Raw genomic sequence first — 17,112 nt, 5'->3', positions numbered from 1 at the left:
TCCTTTCGTCTGAAAAACTCAATCTCTGCCGGCGCGCCAGCGCCTGAGCAGCAGGGAATTGCTGACCACCGATACCGAGCTCATGGCCATCGCCGCCCCGGCGATCACCGGGTTGAGCAGGCCGAGGGCCGCCGCCGGAATGCCGAGGATGTTGTAGATGAAGGCAAAGAACAGGTTCTGGCGGATCTTGCCGAGGGTCGCCCGGGACAGGGAGATGGCATCCGCCACGCTGGCCAGGTCGTTGCGCACCAGGGTCAGGTCGGCCGCCTCGATGGCCACGTCGGAACCCGCGCCGATGGCAAAGGACACGTCCGCCGCGGCCAAGGCCGGCGCGTCGTTGATGCCGTCCCCCACCATCGCCACCCGGCCTTCGCGGCGCAGCGCCTCCACCGCCGCGGCCTTGCCCTCGGGCATCACACGGGCGCGGAATTCGTCGATGCCGGCCTCCGCGGCAATGCGCGCCGCCGCTGCCGGGTGATCGCCCGTCAGCATCACCACCCGCACGCCGAGGGCCTTCAGGCGCGCCACCGCCGCCTTCGAGGTCGGACGCAAGGGGTCGGCGATGCCGAGGACGCCCAGCACCGCGCCATCGGCCGCCACCGCCACCGGCGTCAGCCCGCTGGCCAGCAGGGGCTCCAGCAGCTCGGGCGGCACCGCCACACCCTCTTCCACCAGGAACTCCGGCGAGCCGACCAGCACCGCACGCCCTTCCACGCTGCCGCTCACCCCACGCCCGGCCACCGCACGTACGGCTGCGGCGGCCGGCAGAGCCTGCCCGCCAGCACTGGCGATATCCACCACCGCCCGGGCCAGGGGGTGATGACTGGTCTGCTCCAGGCTGGCGGCCAGGCGCAGCAGGGTGTCGCGCTCGACACCGGCGGCCGTGCGCACTTCCAGCACCGCCGGGTGGCCCTCGGTCAGGGTGCCGGTCTTGTCCACCACCAACACCGCAATCTTCTCGGCCAGCTCCAGCGCCTCCGCATTGCGCACCAGGATGCCGGCCCGCGCGCCCTGCCCGGTGCCGACCATCACCGCCGTGGGCGTAGCCAGGCCGAGGGCACAGGGGCAGGCGATGACCAGCACCGCCACGCCATTGACCAGCGCAGGCGCCAGCTCGCCCCCCAACCACCACCAGGCACCAAACGTCAGCACGGCGATCCCCACCACCACCGGCACGAACACCGCGGCGATCCGGTCGGCCAGCCGCTGCACCGCCGGCTTGCCGCCCTGGGCCTGCTCGACCAGGCGCACGATACCGGCCAGCAGGGTCTCCGCGCCCACCCCGGTGGCCCGGCAGCGCAGCACCCCGTCGCCATTCACGGTTGCCGCAAAGACCTTTTCACCGGGATGCTTGGCGACCGGCACGCTCTCGCCGGTCAGCATGGCCTCGTCGGCGGAGGACTCGCCCTCCAGGACCTCGCCATCCACCGGCACCGCATCGCCGGGGCGCAGCATGAAGACCATGCCGGCCACCACCTGCTCCACCGGCACCTCAAGCCACTGGCCGTCCCGCTCGATGCGGGCGGTGGCAGGCTGCAGGCGCAGCAAGGCCTCGATGGCCGCCGAGGTGCCGGCCTTGGCGCGGGCCTCGAGGAGCTTGCCGAGCAGCACCAATGTGATGATGCTGGCCGACGCCTCGAAATACACATGCAGATCATGGCGGCCCAGCACCACCACCGCCAGGCTGAAGAAATAGGCCACGCTGGTGCCCAGGGCCACCAGCACGTCCATGTTGGCGCCGCCACCGCGCAGGGACGACCAGGCCCCCGTGTAGAAGCGGCGACCGATCCAGAACTGCACCGGGGTGGCCAGCAGGCACTGCAGCCAGCGTGGCAGCAGCTCGTCGTGATGAGCCCCCGCGTCGCCGGCGAACATCCAGACCATCTGGGCCAGGAAGGGCAGCGTGAGCAGCGCAGAGATCAGGAACCAGCGGGCTTCCGCCTTGAGTGCCGCAGCCTTGCGGGCCTTGTCGGCCTCCCGGTCGCGTCCGGCGATGGGCGTGGCGCTGAAACCGGCGCGGACCACCGCCGCCACGATGGCGGCCGGATCGGCCAGCCCCGGGGTGTAGCTCACCCGGGCCGTCTCGGCCGCAAAATTGACGCTCGCTTCGACTCCCGGCAGGCGGTTCAGGACCTTCTCGATGCGCGCCGCGCAGGCTGCGCAGCTCATTCCACCCAGGCTCAGCGCCAGGGTGTCGGGGGCCACATCAAATCCGGCCTTGCGGATCGCCGCCAGGATGTCGGCCGCCGGGGCCGCCTCGGGGCCTGTACCCAGCCGCGCCTTGGCGGTGGCGAAATTGACTTCGGCCTGCACGCCGGGCAGGCGATTGAGCACTTTTTCGAGGCGCACCGCACAGGCGGCACAGCTCATCCCCGTCACCGGCAGGTCGTAGCGTCTCGCCCCTTCTGGCCCTGCCACTGCGCCCATCCTCGTATCACCCTCAGAAATGGCACACCACGCCATTCCAGAGATTGCTGCCCAGGGTCGGCGTGGTGACCAGGCCATAAACACCGAAACCCAGCACCACCAGACCAGACCCGGTGCGCACCGCTTGGTTCCGCACCACGTCGCGCAGGCGCTTGAGGAGCAGGCCGGCCAGCATCAGGTTGGGCAGGGTGCCCAGGCCGAAGGCCAGCATCAGGCCGGCGCCCCGCTCGGCCGCACCGGTGACCAGGGCGGTGGCCAGCACGCTGTACACCAGGCCACAGGGCAGGAAGCCCCACAGCATGCCGAGAGGCAAGGCCTGCGCCACCGTGCGGGCGGGCAGGAAGCGCCGGGTCAGGGGCTGGATTCGCGACCACAAGTGCTGCCCCATGCGCTCCACCGGCGCCAGGGCGCGGGTGAACCCGGTGAGGTACAGGCCCAGGGCCACCAGCATGAGGTTGGCGGCCACGTAAAGCCCCATCTGGATCGGCAAGAGATCGTTGAACAGCATGCCCACCGTGCCGATCGCCCCCATTGCCGCCCCGGCCGCCGTGTAGCTGGTGATGCGGCCGATGTTGTAGGCCAGGTGCAGCGGCCACTCGCGGCGCTTCTGTCCGGGCATCTGCACGGTGAGGGCACTGACGATGCCCCCGCACATGCCCACGCAGTGGGTGCCGCCAAGGAGGCCGATGAGGAAGACTGCGAGGTAGCCGGTTTCGGGCATGGAGTCAGGACCTGCAAAAAGCAAAGCGCCCCACGGAATCGCGGGGCGCGGACAATACCGTTTCGGCCGCCATTCTAGCCCGGTGCGAGGCTGACCGGCCGGCGGCGCACCTTCAGATGACCTTGGAGTAGCGGGTGCGTTCCCGGTCGGAGCGCAGATAGCGGTCGAACACCATGGCGATCGCCCGTACCAGCATGCGCCCGGCGGGCAGCACGGAGATCCACTGGTCGTCGATGCGCAGCAGGCCGCCCTTCTCCATCTCGCGCAGATCGCCAAGCTCGGCCGCGAAGTACTTCTTGAAGTCGATCAGGTGGGCGATCTCGATGGACTCGATGGACAGCTCGAAATGGCACATCAGGGCCTGGATGATGGCCCGCCGCAGCAGGTCGTCGGGGGTCAGCTCGATGCCCCGCAGCACCGGCAGGCGGCCGGTGTCGAGGATGTCGTAGTACTCGTCCAGGGTCTTGACGTTCTGGGCGTAGGTGGGGCCGACCTTGCCGATGGCCGACACGCCGAAAGCCATCAGGTCGCATTCCGCGTAGGTGGAATAACCCTGGAAGTTGCGATGCAGCCGCCCCTGGCGCTGGGCCGTGGTGAGCTCGTCGGTCGGCTTGGCGAAGTGGTCCATGCCGATATACACATACCCTGCCTCGGTCAGGCGGCGGATCGCCAGCTGCAGGATCTGCAGCTTGGTCTCTCCGGAGGGCAGTTGGGCATCCATGATGCGCCGCTGCGGCTTGAACAGGCTCGGCAGGTGCGCATAGTTGTAGATCGACAGGCGGTCCGGTGACAGGCTCAGGATCTGCTCGAGGGTACGGTTGAAGCTGATCACATTCTGCTTGGGCAAACCATAGATCAGGTCCACACTGATCGACTTGAAACCATGCGCCCGTGCGGCATCGATCACCAGGCGGGTCTCTTCCTCACTCTGAACCCGGTTCACTGCCTTCTGCACATCCGGGTTGAAGTCCTGGATGCCCACGCTCATGCGGTTGAAACCGAGCTCGGCGAGCAGCGCCACGGTGGGCTCATCCACCTTGCGGGGGTCCACCTCGATCGAGTACTCGCCGTCCGGCACCAGGGTGAAGTGCTTGCGCACGATCGCCATGAGCTGGCGCAGCTCATCGTGGGACAGGAAGGTGGGTGTCCCACCGCCCAGGTGAAGCTGCAGCACTTCCCGCGGACCTTCCAGGCTGGCCACCTGCAGATCCACTTCCTTCTCAAGGTAATTCAGGTACTTGGCCGAGCGCCCGTGATCCTTGGTGATGATCTTGTTGCAGGCGCAGTAGTAGCAGATCGTATTGCAGAAGGGGATGTGGAAGTATAATGAGAGCGGTTTGCCGATTCCGCCAATGGTCCTCTTGCCGAGCCAGTCCCTCAACGCTTCGGAGTTGAAGGCCTCGACGAAGCGGTCCGCAGTCGGATAGGACGTATACCGGGGTCCATTCACATCGAACTTGCGAATGAGTTCCGGATCGAAAATCAGGTCTTTTTGAATTGTGTTCATGGGTGCGCTTCTGTGGGTTGCGTCGAACAATCGCAGAATCGTCCAAAAATCGTATTGACGTGGATCAAAGGCGTCCAAACGTTGATCCACAGCCCCTGTTCAGGTGATTGCGCGTGCAGATGAAATCGGCAGTTCCGGCAACGGTGATGGAGATCAAGACGGCCTGTTCCCAGTGCAACCTGCGGGAACTGTGCCTTCCTTTCGGCCTCGATCCGCGTGAGGTGGACCAGCTCGACGAACTGGTCGGCAGCCGCCGCAAGATCAAGCGCCAGCAGCATCTCTATCGTTCAGGCGACCCTTTCGAGGCGATCTACGCGATCCGCGCCGGCTCCTTCAAGACCGACGTGATCCTCGAGGACGGCCGCGACCAGGTGACCGGCTTCCAGATGACCGGCGAAGTGCTGGGCCTGGACGGCATCAGCAGCGAGCACCACTCGTGCAATGCCATCGCCCTCGAAGACAGCGAAGTCTGCGTCATCCCCTTCGTTCGCCTGGAGGAGCTGTCCCGCCAGGTCGAGAGCCTGCAGCACCAGTTCCACAAGATCATGAGCCGCGAGATCGTGCGCGACCACGGCGTGATGATGCTGCTCGGCTCCATGCGCGCCGAGGAACGCCTGGCAGCCTTCCTGCTCAACCTGTCGCAGCGCTTCACGGCACGGGGCTTCTCCCCGTCCGAGTTCCACCTGCGCATGACCCGCGACGAGATCGGCTCCTACCTGGGGCTCAAGCTCGAGACCGTGTCCCGGGCCTTCTCTCGCTTCCAGGACGAAGGCCTGGTGGCGGTGCAGCAGAAGCACATCCGCATCCTCGACACGCCGGGCCTCAAGCGCATCCTCAACCACCACGCCAGCAGCTGAACACTCAGCCCGCCACGCCCAGGGCTGCCAGCCAGCCCAGCGGGTTCTTGGTCAGTGCCACCGACACGATGTAGGCAAAGGCCGCCAGCGCCGCGGCAAATGCCAGCATCCGCACGCCCCGCGGGCGGGTCGGCTTGAGCGCCACCATGCCCAGCCCGATATAGGCCAGCAGGCCCAGCACCTTGGCGGTGAGCCAGCCGTGCACGAAGGGCGCCTGCCCGGCCATCCAGGCCAGGCCGATGGCGCTGGCCAGCAGGCATGAATCGACGATATGGGGCAGCACGCGGGTCAACCGGGCCCGCAGCAGCGGCGAACCACTGAGCGACCAGATCCCGCGCAAAAGAAAACCCGCACCGCTGAGCGCGACGCAGGTGACGTGAAAATGCTTGAGAACCAGGTACATGTCGCCTCGAGTCAGCCAAACCCGGCGACAGCAGGATGCGGCACCGGGCCCCGCCAGGGCGGGACCCGAGACTTTAGCTGCGCAGGACGCCGACTTCCAGTGCCGAGAACCAGTTGATGAAACGCTGCACGTCGGCGCCGCGGTAGATCGCCCCGTGCTGCGGCACCATCATGTCGATCTCCAGGCGGGAGACCCGCTCGCACCAGTCGCGCTTGGCCTTGTCCGAGCCCATCCAGCGCTTGTGGAAAGCCTCGGCATGGCGGATGTGGCGGCCGAAATCCTCCACGTAGAGCCCGTTGTGGTCTGCCGGCAGCAGGGCCGCGCCCACGTCGCCCGAAAAGAGGATCTTCGCCTTCGGGTCATAAAGGTGGAAATTGCCCGATGAATGCAGGTAATGGGCCGGAATGGCCTGCAACTCGATGCCGCCCAGAAGGATCGTCATGCCGGGATCGGGGATGGGCACGAAGGTGCTTTCCTCGCCACCGAAGTGGGGCAGGAAGGACTGCCACAACCAGCTGATGTAGCACTTCAACTCCGGCTTGAACTCCAGCCACAGGGCCAGCGAGGAGATGATGTCCGGATCCTGGTGAGACGAGAAGATCCCCGCCAGGCGGGTCGGATCACACTCCGCCGAGAGGGCTGAGAACACCGACGGGAAGATCTCGATGCCGCCCGGGTCGCAGAGCAGCGCCTCCTTGCCCTTGACCACAACGTACTCATTGGTGTCGATGATGTGGCCGGGCTTGCTCGGGTCGCGGGCAATCGCCAGCCAGCGGTGATCGTCTTCTTCAAAAATGCAGTGGGCCTGCTTCATGGTCTGTCCTAGTCCTTAACGAGGCGTTCCTTGCCGAGAATTTCCAGTGAACGCTTGATCTGGGCGATCACTTCCGCAAAATCGGTCGATACCTGCATCAGCGCCGGGCTGAACGTACCGCCGTAGGCCGCCTCGATCTTGGCCGACCGCGCCAGCACCCCGCCCAGCTCGACGAGCTGCTGGGTCTCCTCCACGGCGGAGCGCAGGCGGATGTCGAGCGCGCGCAACTTGGCCTGCTGGGCCGCCAGGCGCGCCGCGCCACGGCGGCGGGCCTCCCGTGCACCGGGCACCCCATCGCCGCTGAGCCGGATGGCCTCGGCCAGGATCGATGAATTGCGCTGGTACTGGACCACGCCGGTGACGCTGCCCACGGAGCCGGAGGTCATGTCCCGCAGGGATGACATGTTGCGGGTCAGATCCTGGGCAAAACGGCGCAGCTCATTGGACAGTACACCGAAGCCGAGGGCCGCATTGCCTGCCCGCTTGGCCAGGAAGATGGCGTTGAGGGCCATCAGGTTGATGCGGAAGGCCGTGGCCACGATGGCCTTGATCTCCTCGTTCACGCGAACGATGCGGGCCAGTTCGCTGGAACCGCGGGCCTTGACGTGCAGATTGGGTTGAGGCGCGTTCATGGGGACTCTCGGGCGGCATGGGCCGCAGTGGGAATCATTGACGGCAAGCATTGACGGCTGGCGTTTGCAGGCATCATGGGCCCACCCCGCGAAGCGGCGCAGGCCTTGATGGCTGCGAGGCTTAACGGCGAAGCGCCGCCAAGCTTGAGGCCCCTTCAAGCCCCCCTCAAGCCCTATTCAGCCCTGCAAGGCAGGGCGCTCAGCGGGCCCCGGGTGCCGGCGCCAGGCGGCGCGGCGGCATCAGGAAATCCCGCGGGCGCGTGCGCAGACGCTGCCACAGGCGCCGGCGCAGCTCCTTCAGGTCGTCGCCCGACAGATCATAGGCACGCACCGCAGTGAGCAGCGACAGAACGAAGCTGACCCCCAGGTTGAGCACGAACATCACCGCCACGCCAAGCACCGCCAGGGTCAGCAGGCCGGTGCCGATCCACTCCACCTCGAGGGACGAGGTGGCGAGGCTGAGGATCCCCGAATTGAGGGTCACATGGCGCACGTCCAGGGGCAGGCCAAAGAACTTGCCCAGCACCGGCGTCATGCCGAGCATCAGGCCCAGCGAGATGTTGGTGGCCCAGCCCGACATGTTGCGGGACACGATGCCGGCCAGCCGGATCATGCGCAGCTGCCCGAAACGCAGGCCGAGGCGATGCTCGGCGATGGCCTGGGGCAGGCGGTGATAGACCGCCCAGTTATCGACCCAGCCGCCGACCAGAGCCGCCAGGTACAGGATGCAGCCGGTCAGCGCCGCATAGAAGACGGTGCCGCTGTCCACCGGGCTGAGGGCATGGAAGACATAGGTCGCCTCCGCCGTGCTGAGATAGGAATGGCCGGTGATCCACTGCCACACCGCATCGAAGGCGTAGGCACCGGTGGCCACCACCACCACGTTGGCGATGGTCGCCGCCAGTTGCGAGTGGCAGATCGCCGCGGCCGAATCGACGATCACGTCGAGGCGCTCGTTCCCCTTGCGGTCACGGATGATCGCCGCGAAGGCCGCCGCCGTCATGGCCGGCTGCTTGGTGGCGAGGATCAGCCCGAGGGCCTGCAGGATCAGGAAGCTCACCGCGTAGTTGAGGCCCGAGCCCAGGCCTTCGAGGAACAGCGCCAGCCCGGCCCCGGCAATCGCCATCTTCATGGCCGCCGTACCCACCGTGAGCAGGCCACCGCCAGCCGCAGCCACCCAGATGTGGCGATAGTCGGCCGGCGTCTCCGCGATGTAGTGCTCACCCGTCTTGCCGGCCCGGTCGACGATGCGCCGCTGCAGGCGCTGCAGGTTGCTGCGCACCAGGTGGCGCAGGCTGGTGCTATCGTGGGCTGCATAAGCCAGTTGCTGCAGCAGAGCCAGCACCGGCCCCGGCGACTCGCGCCCGGCCGCCATCACGGCGACGATGGCCTCCATGCGACCCAGGCAGCGATCGAGCACATCCAGCCCATAGACGATATCCACACTGATGCCCTCGGACTCCAGGCGGGTCGAGATCAGGTGCATCTCCTCGCGGCACGACTCCACATCGGTTTTCCAGGTGTCCAGCAGCGGTCCGGACAGGCGGCCCTGCTCCCAGGCGCACAACAGGTTCTCGCCGCTGGCAGCAAGCCGTCGGAAAGGCGAGCGGGCCACCGGACCGGACTGGCTGCGTGCCCTCAGCTTGAGCGACAGCCCCTGCCCCTGCAGGCGCGCCAGCAGCAGCCGGAAACCGTCGGCCATGGCGCGCCCGAGCGCCGCCGTCATCTCCGGCTCGTCCGCCGGGAACAGCAGGTCCACCGCCCGCTGCAGGGTGGAAGGCTGCAGCCCGCGGATCAGGGTCAGGTCACGCCGGCGCTCGTAGCTGCGGCCCATCAGCCGGCCCAGATCGTGGTCATCGCGGGGCGAGGGAATCAGCTTCGCGGTGAACCTGTCCCCGAACTCGGAAAGAAAGCCCCGGTCACTGGGGATGCCTACCTCACCGAAGAGATTGCCCCCTTCGGTCTCATCGAGCATCCGGCGCAAGGCCGCACGCACGGCCGCCGCCAGATCGGGATGGGCCGCCAGCACATCCATCAGCACCGCAAAGCGCTGGGTGGCAGAGCCATGTACATCAGCGGAATCAATATAGACATCGTTCCACAGCGCGCCGCCGGCCAGCCATGTATTGAGCGCCCGCCAGGCATCCAGCCGGTCAGGCAGCTGGTCGGCCGCGATCAGGTCATGCAGGCGCCGGGCCAACCGCGGCAGATCGCGCTGACCCTGCCGCTGGGCCGGCAGCACCGCGCGGATGCAGTCGAGCAGCGCTTCGGGGAGAAAAATGGGTTCTTTTTGCATAGGCGAAGTATGACCAAGCACGTCGATATTTGGTTCGTGGAGCGCAAGGCTGCCGATCCCGGATCCGGCGCCGGGCGGGTACCATCCTCCCCATGCTGCCCATCCTCTTCCAGGACGACCGCCTGGTCGCCATCCACAAGCCCTCGGGCCTGCTCGTCCATCGCAGCGAGCTCGACCGCCACGAGACCCGCTTCGCCGTGCAACTGCTGCGCGACCAGCTCGGTCGCCACGTCTATCCAGCCCACCGCCTCGACCGGGGCACCTCTGGGGTGCTGCTCTTCGCCCTCGATCGGGACACCGCCCGCATGGTCGGCGGCCAGTTCGAGCGGCAGGAGGTGGCCAAGACCTACCTCGCCGTGGTGCGCGGCCACCCGGCGGAAAGCGGCCACATCGACCACGCCCTGAGCCGCCGCCGGGACGACGCCGAGTGGGTCGGCAAGGACGCCTCTGACGAGGCCCGGCCCGCCGTCACCGACTTCCGCCGCCTCGCCACCTGCGAGCTACCCCACGCGGTGGACCGCTACCCCACCAGCCGCTACGCCCTGGTCGAGCTCTACCCGCAGACCGGACGGCGCCACCAGCTACGGCGTCATCTCAAGCACATCTCCCACCCCATCATCGGTGACGCCACCTTCGGCAAGGGGCGCCACAACCGCCTGTTCCAGGACCTGTTCGGCAGTGCCCGCATGCTACTGGCGTGCACCCGCCTGCAACTGCAGCACCCCGACGGCACCCCCCTGGACATCCAGGCGCCGCCCGACGACGACTTCGCGAGGGTGCTGGCCGCCCTCGGCTGGCAGGACGCGGCGCCCGGCCCCGACACGCGCCCTTGAGGTCCCCGCCCTTAACTTCTCTTTACCCGGCGATAACCCGCCTTAACACCATCCATCCCTAGACTCCGGAGCAAACCACAACCCGGAGCCCCCCCATGCACGACCATCCCCAGGGCCTCGCCCACGACCTCGCCACGCTGCTGCGCACCGCCCCCGATCGCCGCCAGGCCCTGCGCTGGCTGCTCGCCGGCGCCGCGGCGCCCCTGGCCGGCTGCGGCGGCGGTGCGGAGATCAGCGTCGGCGGCATCGGCACGTCCACCGGCAGCTCATCCTCCACGGACACCACCACGGTGAGCAGCTGTTCGCTCATCCCCGAGGAAACCGCCGGCCCCTATCCCGCCGATGGCTCCAACTCCAACAGCAACGGCATCGCCAATGCCCTCAGCCTGAGCGGTATCGTGCGCAGCGACATCCGCAGCAGCATCGCCGGCGCCAGCGGCGTGGCGGCCGGCATTCCGCTGACCTTCACCCTGCAGCTGGTCAACACCGCCAGCAGCTGCGCCAACCTGGCCGGCTATGCCGTCTACCTGTGGCACTGCACCCGCGACGGGCTGTACTCGCTGTACAGCAGCGGCGTCACCGGCGAGAACTTCCTGCGTGGCGTGCAGGTCAGCGACAGCGGCGGCAAGCTCAGCTTCCTGACCATTTTCCCGGGCTGCTACGCCGGGCGCATGCCGCACATCCATTTCGAGATCTACCCCACGCTGGCCGCGGCCACCGGCGCCGGCAACAAGGTGAAGACCTCGCAGATCGCCCTGCCCAGCGCCGCCTGCCAGGAGGTGTATGCCACCAGCGGCTACGGCAACAGCGCCGCCAACCTGGCGGGCATCAGTTTTGCCAGCGACAACGTCTTCAGCGACGGCACCAACCTGCAGATGGCCACCCTCAGCGGCAACACCACCACGGGCTACAGCGCCTCGCTTGTCGTCGGCATAAGCGCCTGACGATTCCCCCGATCCGGCGGGGCGATCGGAAAAAAAACGGGCTGCGGCATCGAAGCGCTTTCACCCGTAACACAGGCCGGCTAAGATTCGCGGTTACTTGCGTTCAGTCCCCATGAATTTTTCCGACCGCTTCGACCTTTCCCGCCCCGCCTGGCAGCGCGCCGCCCGCATCGGCCCGGTGCTGGCCTGGGCGCTCGCCCTGTCCGTCACCGCCTGGGTGGCTGCCGACCTGTTCTGGCGCTTCAGCGCGCCCGCCCGCCCGGCCCTGCCCCCGGGTGGCCTCGCCGAGCCCCAGGCAGCCGCCGATGCCATCGCCAGCCGCCACCCCATGGGGCTGGGCCGCAGCGGCGCGCCGACGGCCGCGCCGGTCGCCGCCCGCTACACCCTCCAGGCCGTGGTCACGGGCGGCGACGGCCGTCCCGGCTGGGCCGTTCTGTCCGCCGACGGCGGGCCCCAGGCCGGGGTTGTCGAGGGGCAGGAATTCCAGCCCGGCATCACCCTCGCCCGCGTCTTCGCAGACCGGGTCGAACTGTCCGTCGGCGGTACCAGCCAGAGTGTGCCGCTGAGCTCCCGCGGCAACGCCGGCCCGGGGGCTGTCCCGCTGCCAGCCGGCCAGCCGCCCGCCGTCAATGTCATCAACACCCTGCCCACGCTCCAGGCCGCCGGCAGTTCCGACACCCCCACCGAGATCCCGGATTCCGGCCCGCGTGCCCTGCCGCCCGGCTTTCCGACCCAGACCGCGCCCAACCAATGAAATCAGCCCGCCGCAGCCCCGGGTCCGCCCGCCGGCATCTTGCCGCCTGCCTCGCCATCGCCTTCGCCACCCCTGCCCTGCTGGCCCCCCTGCCGGCCACGGCTGCGGGCAAGGGCGCCGTCCGGGACACCCACAGGAACGCCGGCGCACCGGACAGCACGGGCGACCCGGTCTCCCTGAACTTCGTCAACGCCGACATCGGCGCGGTGATCCAGGCGATCTCCAAGATCTCCGGACGCAACTTCGTGGTGGACCCGCGGGTCAAGGGCACCCTCAACATCGTCACCGCCAAGCCGGTTCCCCGCCACCTGAGCTACTCGATCCTGCTGTCGGCCCTGCGCCTGCAGGGCTACGCGGCCATCGAGGGCCAGGGTGTCACCAAGATCGTCCCGGAGGCAGACGCCAAGCTGCACGCGGTGCCCGTCGGCAAGGGCCAGGGCGCTGGCGGCGGCGACCGCCTGACCACCCAGGTGTTCACCCTCAAGCATGAATCCGCCACCCAGCTGGTGCCGGTGATCCGCCCGCTGGTGTCGCCCAACAACACCGTCACCGCCTACCCGGGCAACAACACCCTGATCGTCACCGACTACGCCGAGAACATCGGCCGCATCGCCCAGATCGTCGAATCCATCGACGTGCCCCAGGGCGACATGCGGGTCATGCCGCTCAAGCACGCCTCGGCCCTCGACCTGGCCCAGACCGTCAATCGCCTGCTCTCCGACAGCGGCGCCGGCACGGCCATGGCCGGCGGGGTGGCCTCCGGCGACCCCAGCCAGCGCGTCTCGGTGATCGGCGACCCGCGTACCAACAGCCTGCTGGTACGCTCCGAGAACCCCTCCAAGCTCAACGCCGTGCGCCAGCTGGTGGCCAACCTGGACCAGCCCGGCGCGGCCGGCAACATCCACGTGGTGTACCTGAAGAACGCCGAGGCGGCCAAGGTCGCCCAGACCCTCCGCGCGGTGCTGTCCGGCGAATCCGGCACCACCAGCCAGACCTCCAGCACCAGCACCTCCTCGTCCGGCAGCAGCTTCGCCCCGACGAGCACGGCCATGTCCAGCACCAGCAGCAGCAACACCGGCAGCGGCCTGGGCAGCACGCCCTCCTTCAGCAACAACCAGAGCGGAACCTCCAGCAGCGGCAGCGGTACCGGTGGCGGCATGGTGCAGGCCGACCCGATGAGCAATGCGCTGATCATCACCGCGCCCGAGGCCATCTACAACAACGTGCGCAAGGTCATCGACCAGCTCGACCGGCGCCGTGCCCAGGTCTACGTCGAGGCCCTGATCACCGAGGTCAGCACCGAGAAGGCCGCCGAGATCGGCATCCAGTGGCAGGCCGGCAAGCTCGGCTCCACCTCGGTGTTCGGCGGCACCAGCTTCAACAGCAGCGGCAACAACATCCTCAACCTGGCGGGCAGCCTGGCCAGCGCCAGCTCCACCACCCTGCCCGGCAACGGCCTCAACCTGCTGCTGGGCGGCGGCACCATCACCGTGGGGGGCCGCGAGATCGCCAACCTCAACATGCTGGCGCGCTTCCTGGAGTCGGACACCCGGGCCAACATCCTGTCCACGCCAAACCTGATCACCCTCGACAACGAGGAAGCCAAGATCGTGGTCGGCCGCAACGTGCCCTTCGTCACCGGCACCTATGCCACCACCGGCACCACCGCCACCGCCAACCCCTTCACCACCGTCGAGCGGCGTGACGTGGGCCTGACCCTCAAGGTCAAGCCGCAGATCTCCGAAGGCGGCACCGTGCGCCTGCAGATCTACCAGGAAGCCTCCTCGGTGATCGAATCCACCGCCACCAGCGTGACCGGCCCCACCACCACCAAGCGCTCCATCGAATCCACCGTGCTGGTGGACGACGGCTCCATGATCGCCCTCGGCGGCCTGGTGGAGGACACCTACAGCGGCGGCGTCGAAAAGGTGCCGGTGCTCGGCGACATTCCCTACCTGGGCCAGTTCTTCCGCTACGACAGCCGCAAGCGTGCCAAGACCAACCTGATCGTCTTCCTGCGCCCGGTGATCCTGCGTGACGCCGCCAGCCTCAAGGACATCTCGGCCGACCGCTACAGCTACGTGATCGACCAGCAGCTGGCCAACGACCGGGCCGAGGCGCTTATGCGCGGCGAGCCCAACCCGCCCCAGCTGCCGCCGCCGGGCAGCCCGCCGCCGGCCGTGCCCTACAACCGTCCGCAAACGCCGCCTGCCGTGGCCCCCAGCGCCGACGCCCGCCCTGCCCAAGCCCAATGAGCGCCCCGGCCCTGCCCTATGCCTTCGCCAAGGCCCACGGCATCCTGGTCGCCAACCAGGGGCCCGAGCACGCCCAGCTGATCCTGCGCGAGGGCGCCGACCTGGCCGCCCTCGCCGAAGTCCGGCGCAGCCTGGGCCTGCCCCTGCAGATCGAGAGCATCTCCCGCGCCGCTTTCGAGGCGCGCCTGTCCGAAGCCTATTCCGGCGCCGACGGCAACGCCGCCGAAGTGGTCGCCGACGTGGGCCAGGAGGTGGACCTCACCCAGCTGATGACCGAGCTGCCGACGGTCGAAGACCTGCTCGAGAGCCAGGACGACGCGCCCATCATCCGCATGATCAATGCGCTGCTCACCCAGGCCGTGCGCCAGGCCGCCAGCGACATCCACATCGAGCCCTACGAGCGCCATTCAGTGGTGCGCTTCCGCCGCGACGGCGTATTGGTGGACGTGGCCCAGCCCCACCGCGCCCTGCACGCTGCAATGGCCTCGCGGATCAAGATCATGGCCAGCCTGGACATCGCCGAAAAGCGCCTGCCCCAGGACGGCCGCATCGCCCTGCGCCTGGCCGGCCGCCAGGTGGACGTGCGGGTATCCACCCTGCCCACCACCCACGGCGAGCGCATCGTGCTGCGCCTGCTCGACAAGGGCAGCGGCCAGCGCGGCCTCGACAGCCTGGGCATGGCCGCCGACACCGTGGCCCCCTTCTCGCGCCTGCTCGGCGAACCCCACGGCATCCTGCTCGTCACCGGCCCCACCGGCTCCGGCAAGAGCACCACCCTGTACGCCGCGCTGCAGGGCATGGACGCCCGCAGCCGCAACATCGTCACCGTGGAAGACCCGGTCGAATACGACCTCCCCGGCGTCGGCCAGATCCAGGTCAACAGCAAGATCGAGCTGTCCTTCGCCCGCGCCCTGCGCGCCATCCTGCGCCAGGACCCGGACGTCATCATGATCGGCGAGATCCGCGACCTGGAGACCGCCCAGATCGCCGTGCAGGCCAGCCTCACCGGCCACCTCGTGCTGGCCACCCTGCACACCAACGACGCCGCCTCGGCGGTCACCCGCCTGGTGGACATGGGCGTCGAGCCCTTCCTGCTCGCCTCCACCCTGCGCGGCGTGCTGGCCCAGCGCCTGGTGCGCAAGCTCTGCCCGGTGTGCCGCAGCCCCCAGCCGGCCAGCCCGGCCGACCGGGAACTGCTCGGCCCCGACACCCCGGCCCAGCTCTGGCATGCCCCCGGCTGCCCCGAATGCACCCGCAGCGGCTACGCCGGCCGCACCGGCATCTACGAACTGATCGTCGCCGATGAAGCCTTCCAGCGCCTCATCCACACCGGCGCCGAAGAGGCCGCCCTGCGCGCCCACGCCCTCGCCCATGGCTGCCGCAGCCTGCGTGACGACGGCCTGCGCCTGCTCGCCGACGGCCTCACCTCCGCGGAGGAGCTGCTCCGCGTGACCCGCGAATGACCGCCTTCCGCTACCGCGCCCTCGACACCGCCGGCCACGAAGCCGCCGGCGTCATCGAAGCCGACACCGGCAAGGCTGCCCGCGGGCTGCTGCGCGAGCGCGGCCTGTTTCCCCTCGAGGTGGCCTCGGTCAGCCAGGGCGGCGCCGGCAGCAAGTCGGTGCGGCGCAAGCTGCGCGACGCCGACCTGACCCTGCTGACCCGCCAGTGGGCCACCCTGCTGGCCTCCGGCCTGACCGTCGAGCAGGCCCTCGCCGCCCTCATCGAACAGGCCGAGACCGAAGCCACCCGCCAGCTGCTGGCCGGCGTGCGCTCCGAGATCCTCGGCGGCTACAGCCTGCGCGCCGCCCTCGACCGCTATCCCCAGGCCTTCTCGACCCTCTACCGGGCCTCGGTGGCGGCCGGCGAGAAATCCGGCGAGCTGGCGCGGGTCATGAACCAGCTGGCCGACTACCTCGACCGCAGCCACGCCCTGCGCACCAAGACCCTGCAGGCCCTGCTCTACCCGGCCATCGTGGCCAGCGTGGCCCTGCTCGTCATCGTCGGCCTGATGACCTACGTGGTGCCCCAGGTGGTGTCCGTCTTCCAGCAGAGCAAGCAGGCCCTGCCCCTCCTCACCCGCAGCCTGATCGTGGCCAGCGCCCTGCTGCGCGAATGGGGCTGGCTGCTCGTGCTGGCCATCATCGGCGCCGTGCTGGCCGCCCGCACCGCCCTGCGCGACACCACCGTCAAGCGCCGCTGGGACGCCTGGCTGCTGCGCCTGCCGATGCTCGGCCGGCACCTGCGCACCCTCGACGCCACCCGCTTCGCCAGCACCCTGTCCATCCTCGCCGGCAGCGGCGTGCCCCTGCTGGCCGCCCTCGAGGCCGGCCGCCAGGTGATCACGCGGCTGCCCCTGGCCGACGCCGTCGGGCTCGCCGCCGAGCGGGTCCGCGAAGGCCAGCCCCTGTCCCGCGCGCTGGGCGCCAGCCGCCAGTTTCCGCCGCTGCTCATCCACATGCTGGCCAACGGCGAGGCCACCGGCCGCATCGACGAACTCCTCGACCGGGCCGCCCGCCTGCAGCAGGCCGAACTCGAGAACCGCACCGCCACCCTCACCGCCCTGCTCGAGCCGGTGCTGCTGCTGGCCATGGGCGGCTTCGTGCTGCTCATCGTGATGGCCGTGATGCAACCCATCATCGAAATCAACACCCTGATGAAGTAAGGAC

The 17,112-nt window shown here is 68.7% G+C and carries 14 protein-coding genes; 7 read left to right on the top strand and 7 right to left on the bottom strand.

All coding sequences use genetic code 11. The features are described from left to right. Window positions 1–18 precede the first annotated feature (18 nt). The 3 genes from HHL15_RS17505 to hemN all read right to left on the bottom strand — a co-directional run bounded on the left by HHL15_RS17505 (window position 19) and on the right by hemN (window position 4,655). The gene (locus tag HHL15_RS17505) at window positions 19–2,370 is read right to left on the bottom strand and encodes a heavy metal translocating P-type ATPase (RefSeq protein WP_169147164.1); all 2,352 of its coding nucleotides are present in this window, start codon (window positions 2,368–2,370) and stop codon (window positions 19–21) included. Window positions 2,371–2,440: 70 nt separating this feature from the next. Continuing rightward, window positions 2,441–3,148, bottom strand: a complete 708-nt coding sequence (locus tag HHL15_RS17500) for a sulfite exporter TauE/SafE family protein (protein ID WP_169147094.1) — start codon at window positions 3,146–3,148, stop codon at window positions 2,441–2,443. A 112-nt stretch (window positions 3,149–3,260) separates the two neighbouring features. Continuing rightward, the gene (hemN, locus tag HHL15_RS17495) at window positions 3,261–4,655 is read right to left on the bottom strand and encodes an oxygen-independent coproporphyrinogen III oxidase (protein ID WP_169147093.1); all 1,395 of its coding nucleotides are present in this window, start codon (window positions 4,653–4,655) and stop codon (window positions 3,261–3,263) included. 119 nt (window positions 4,656–4,774) lie between these two features. On the opposite strand from hemN, the gene fnr reads away from it, so the two are divergent. After that, window positions 4,775–5,512, top strand: a complete 738-nt coding sequence (gene fnr, locus HHL15_RS17490) for a fumarate/nitrate reduction transcriptional regulator Fnr (protein ID WP_169147092.1) — start codon at window positions 4,775–4,777, stop codon at window positions 5,510–5,512. A gap of 4 nt (window positions 5,513–5,516) precedes the next feature. Here the strand turns inward: fnr and HHL15_RS17485 are convergent, their stop codons facing one another. From HHL15_RS17485 to HHL15_RS17470, 4 genes are all read right to left on the bottom strand, one after another. Next, the gene (locus tag HHL15_RS17485) at window positions 5,517–5,915 is read right to left on the bottom strand and encodes a SirB2 family protein (RefSeq protein ID WP_169147091.1); all 399 of its coding nucleotides are present in this window, start codon (window positions 5,913–5,915) and stop codon (window positions 5,517–5,519) included. Between the two features lie 73 nt (window positions 5,916–5,988). After that, window positions 5,989–6,729: an oxygen-binding di-iron domain-containing protein gene (locus tag HHL15_RS17480; protein ID WP_169147090.1), complete on the bottom strand. Its 741-nt coding sequence runs from the start codon at window positions 6,727–6,729 to the stop codon at window positions 5,989–5,991. 8 nt (window positions 6,730–6,737) lie between these two features. Then, complete coding sequence (locus HHL15_RS17475; protein ID WP_169147089.1) at window positions 6,738–7,361, bottom strand: methyl-accepting chemotaxis domain-containing protein; 624 nt, start codon at window positions 7,359–7,361, stop codon at window positions 6,738–6,740. 199 nt (window positions 7,362–7,560) lie between these two features. Beyond that, the gene (locus tag HHL15_RS17470) at window positions 7,561–9,657 is read right to left on the bottom strand and encodes a hypothetical protein (RefSeq protein ID WP_169147088.1); all 2,097 of its coding nucleotides are present in this window, start codon (window positions 9,655–9,657) and stop codon (window positions 7,561–7,563) included. A gap of 92 nt (window positions 9,658–9,749) precedes the next feature. Between HHL15_RS17470 and HHL15_RS17465 the strand changes: the two genes are divergently transcribed. From HHL15_RS17465 to gspF, 6 genes are all read left to right on the top strand, one after another. Continuing rightward, on the top strand, window positions 9,750–10,490 hold the full coding sequence (locus HHL15_RS17465) for a pseudouridine synthase (protein ID WP_169147087.1): 741 nt from the start codon (window positions 9,750–9,752) through the stop codon (window positions 10,488–10,490). Window positions 10,491–10,585: 95 nt separating this feature from the next. Beyond that, window positions 10,586–11,434 carry a peptidase associated/transthyretin-like domain-containing protein gene (locus tag HHL15_RS17460; protein ID WP_169147086.1) on the top strand — a complete coding sequence of 283 codons (849 nt, stop codon included), beginning with the start codon at window positions 10,586–10,588 and terminating at the stop codon, window positions 11,432–11,434. A 112-nt stretch (window positions 11,435–11,546) separates the two neighbouring features. Further along, window positions 11,547–12,188 (top strand): type II secretion system protein N, encoded by a 642-nt coding sequence (locus tag HHL15_RS17455; protein ID WP_169147085.1) that lies wholly within the window; start codon window positions 11,547–11,549, stop codon window positions 12,186–12,188. After that, the gene (gspD, locus tag HHL15_RS17450; protein ID WP_169147084.1) at window positions 12,185–14,443 is read left to right on the top strand and encodes a type II secretion system secretin GspD; all 2,259 of its coding nucleotides are present in this window, start codon (window positions 12,185–12,187) and stop codon (window positions 14,441–14,443) included. The genes HHL15_RS17455 and gspD overlap by 4 nt, the downstream gene beginning before the upstream one ends. Then, entirely contained in the window at window positions 14,440–15,906 is a 1,467-nt protein-coding gene (gene gspE / locus HHL15_RS17445) for a type II secretion system ATPase GspE (RefSeq protein ID WP_169147083.1), read from the top strand. The genes gspD and gspE overlap by 4 nt, the downstream gene beginning before the upstream one ends. Then, window positions 15,903–17,108, top strand: coding sequence for a type II secretion system inner membrane protein GspF (gspF, locus tag HHL15_RS17440; RefSeq protein ID WP_169147082.1), 1,206 nt, complete (start codon window positions 15,903–15,905; stop codon window positions 17,106–17,108). Before gspE ends, gspF begins: the two co-directional genes overlap by 4 nt. Window positions 17,109–17,112: the final 4 nt, after the last annotated feature.

The sequence above is a fragment of the Zoogloea dura genome, from assembly GCF_012927165.1.
Taxonomy (GTDB): Bacteria; Pseudomonadota; Gammaproteobacteria; order Burkholderiales; family Rhodocyclaceae; genus Zoogloea; species Zoogloea dura.
The sequence above is the reverse complement of the archived record's forward strand: the minus strand, read 5'-3'. Positions and strand labels throughout refer to the sequence as shown.

Coding starts and splice junctions, on each gene's coding strand:
- fnr (WP_169147092.1), top strand. CDS start 4,775: ATGAAATCGGCAGTTCCGGCAACGGTGATGGAGATCAAGACGGCCTGT.
- HHL15_RS17505 (WP_169147164.1), bottom strand. CDS start 2,370: ATGAGCTGTGCCGCCTGTGCGGTGCGCCTCGAAAAAGTGCTCAATCGC.
- HHL15_RS17465 (WP_169147087.1), top strand. CDS start 9,750: ATGCTGCCCATCCTCTTCCAGGACGACCGCCTGGTCGCCATCCACAAG.
- HHL15_RS17470 (WP_169147088.1), bottom strand. CDS start 9,657: ATGCAAAAAGAACCCATTTTTCTCCCCGAAGCGCTGCTCGACTGCATC.
- HHL15_RS17480 (WP_169147090.1), bottom strand. CDS start 6,729: ATGAAGCAGGCCCACTGCATTTTTGAAGAAGACGATCACCGCTGGCTG.
- HHL15_RS17485 (WP_169147091.1), bottom strand. CDS start 5,915: ATGTACCTGGTTCTCAAGCATTTTCACGTCACCTGCGTCGCGCTCAGC.
- HHL15_RS17455 (WP_169147085.1), top strand. CDS start 11,547: ATGAATTTTTCCGACCGCTTCGACCTTTCCCGCCCCGCCTGGCAGCGC.
- HHL15_RS17460 (WP_169147086.1), top strand. CDS start 10,586: ATGCACGACCATCCCCAGGGCCTCGCCCACGACCTCGCCACGCTGCTG.
- gspE (WP_169147083.1), top strand. CDS start 14,440: ATGAGCGCCCCGGCCCTGCCCTATGCCTTCGCCAAGGCCCACGGCATC.
- HHL15_RS17500 (WP_169147094.1), bottom strand. CDS start 3,148: ATGCCCGAAACCGGCTACCTCGCAGTCTTCCTCATCGGCCTCCTTGGC.
- gspF (WP_169147082.1), top strand. CDS start 15,903: ATGACCGCCTTCCGCTACCGCGCCCTCGACACCGCCGGCCACGAAGCC.
- HHL15_RS17475 (WP_169147089.1), bottom strand. CDS start 7,361: ATGAACGCGCCTCAACCCAATCTGCACGTCAAGGCCCGCGGTTCCAGC.
- hemN (WP_169147093.1), bottom strand. CDS start 4,655: ATGAACACAATTCAAAAAGACCTGATTTTCGATCCGGAACTCATTCGC.
- gspD (WP_169147084.1), top strand. CDS start 12,185: ATGAAATCAGCCCGCCGCAGCCCCGGGTCCGCCCGCCGGCATCTTGCC.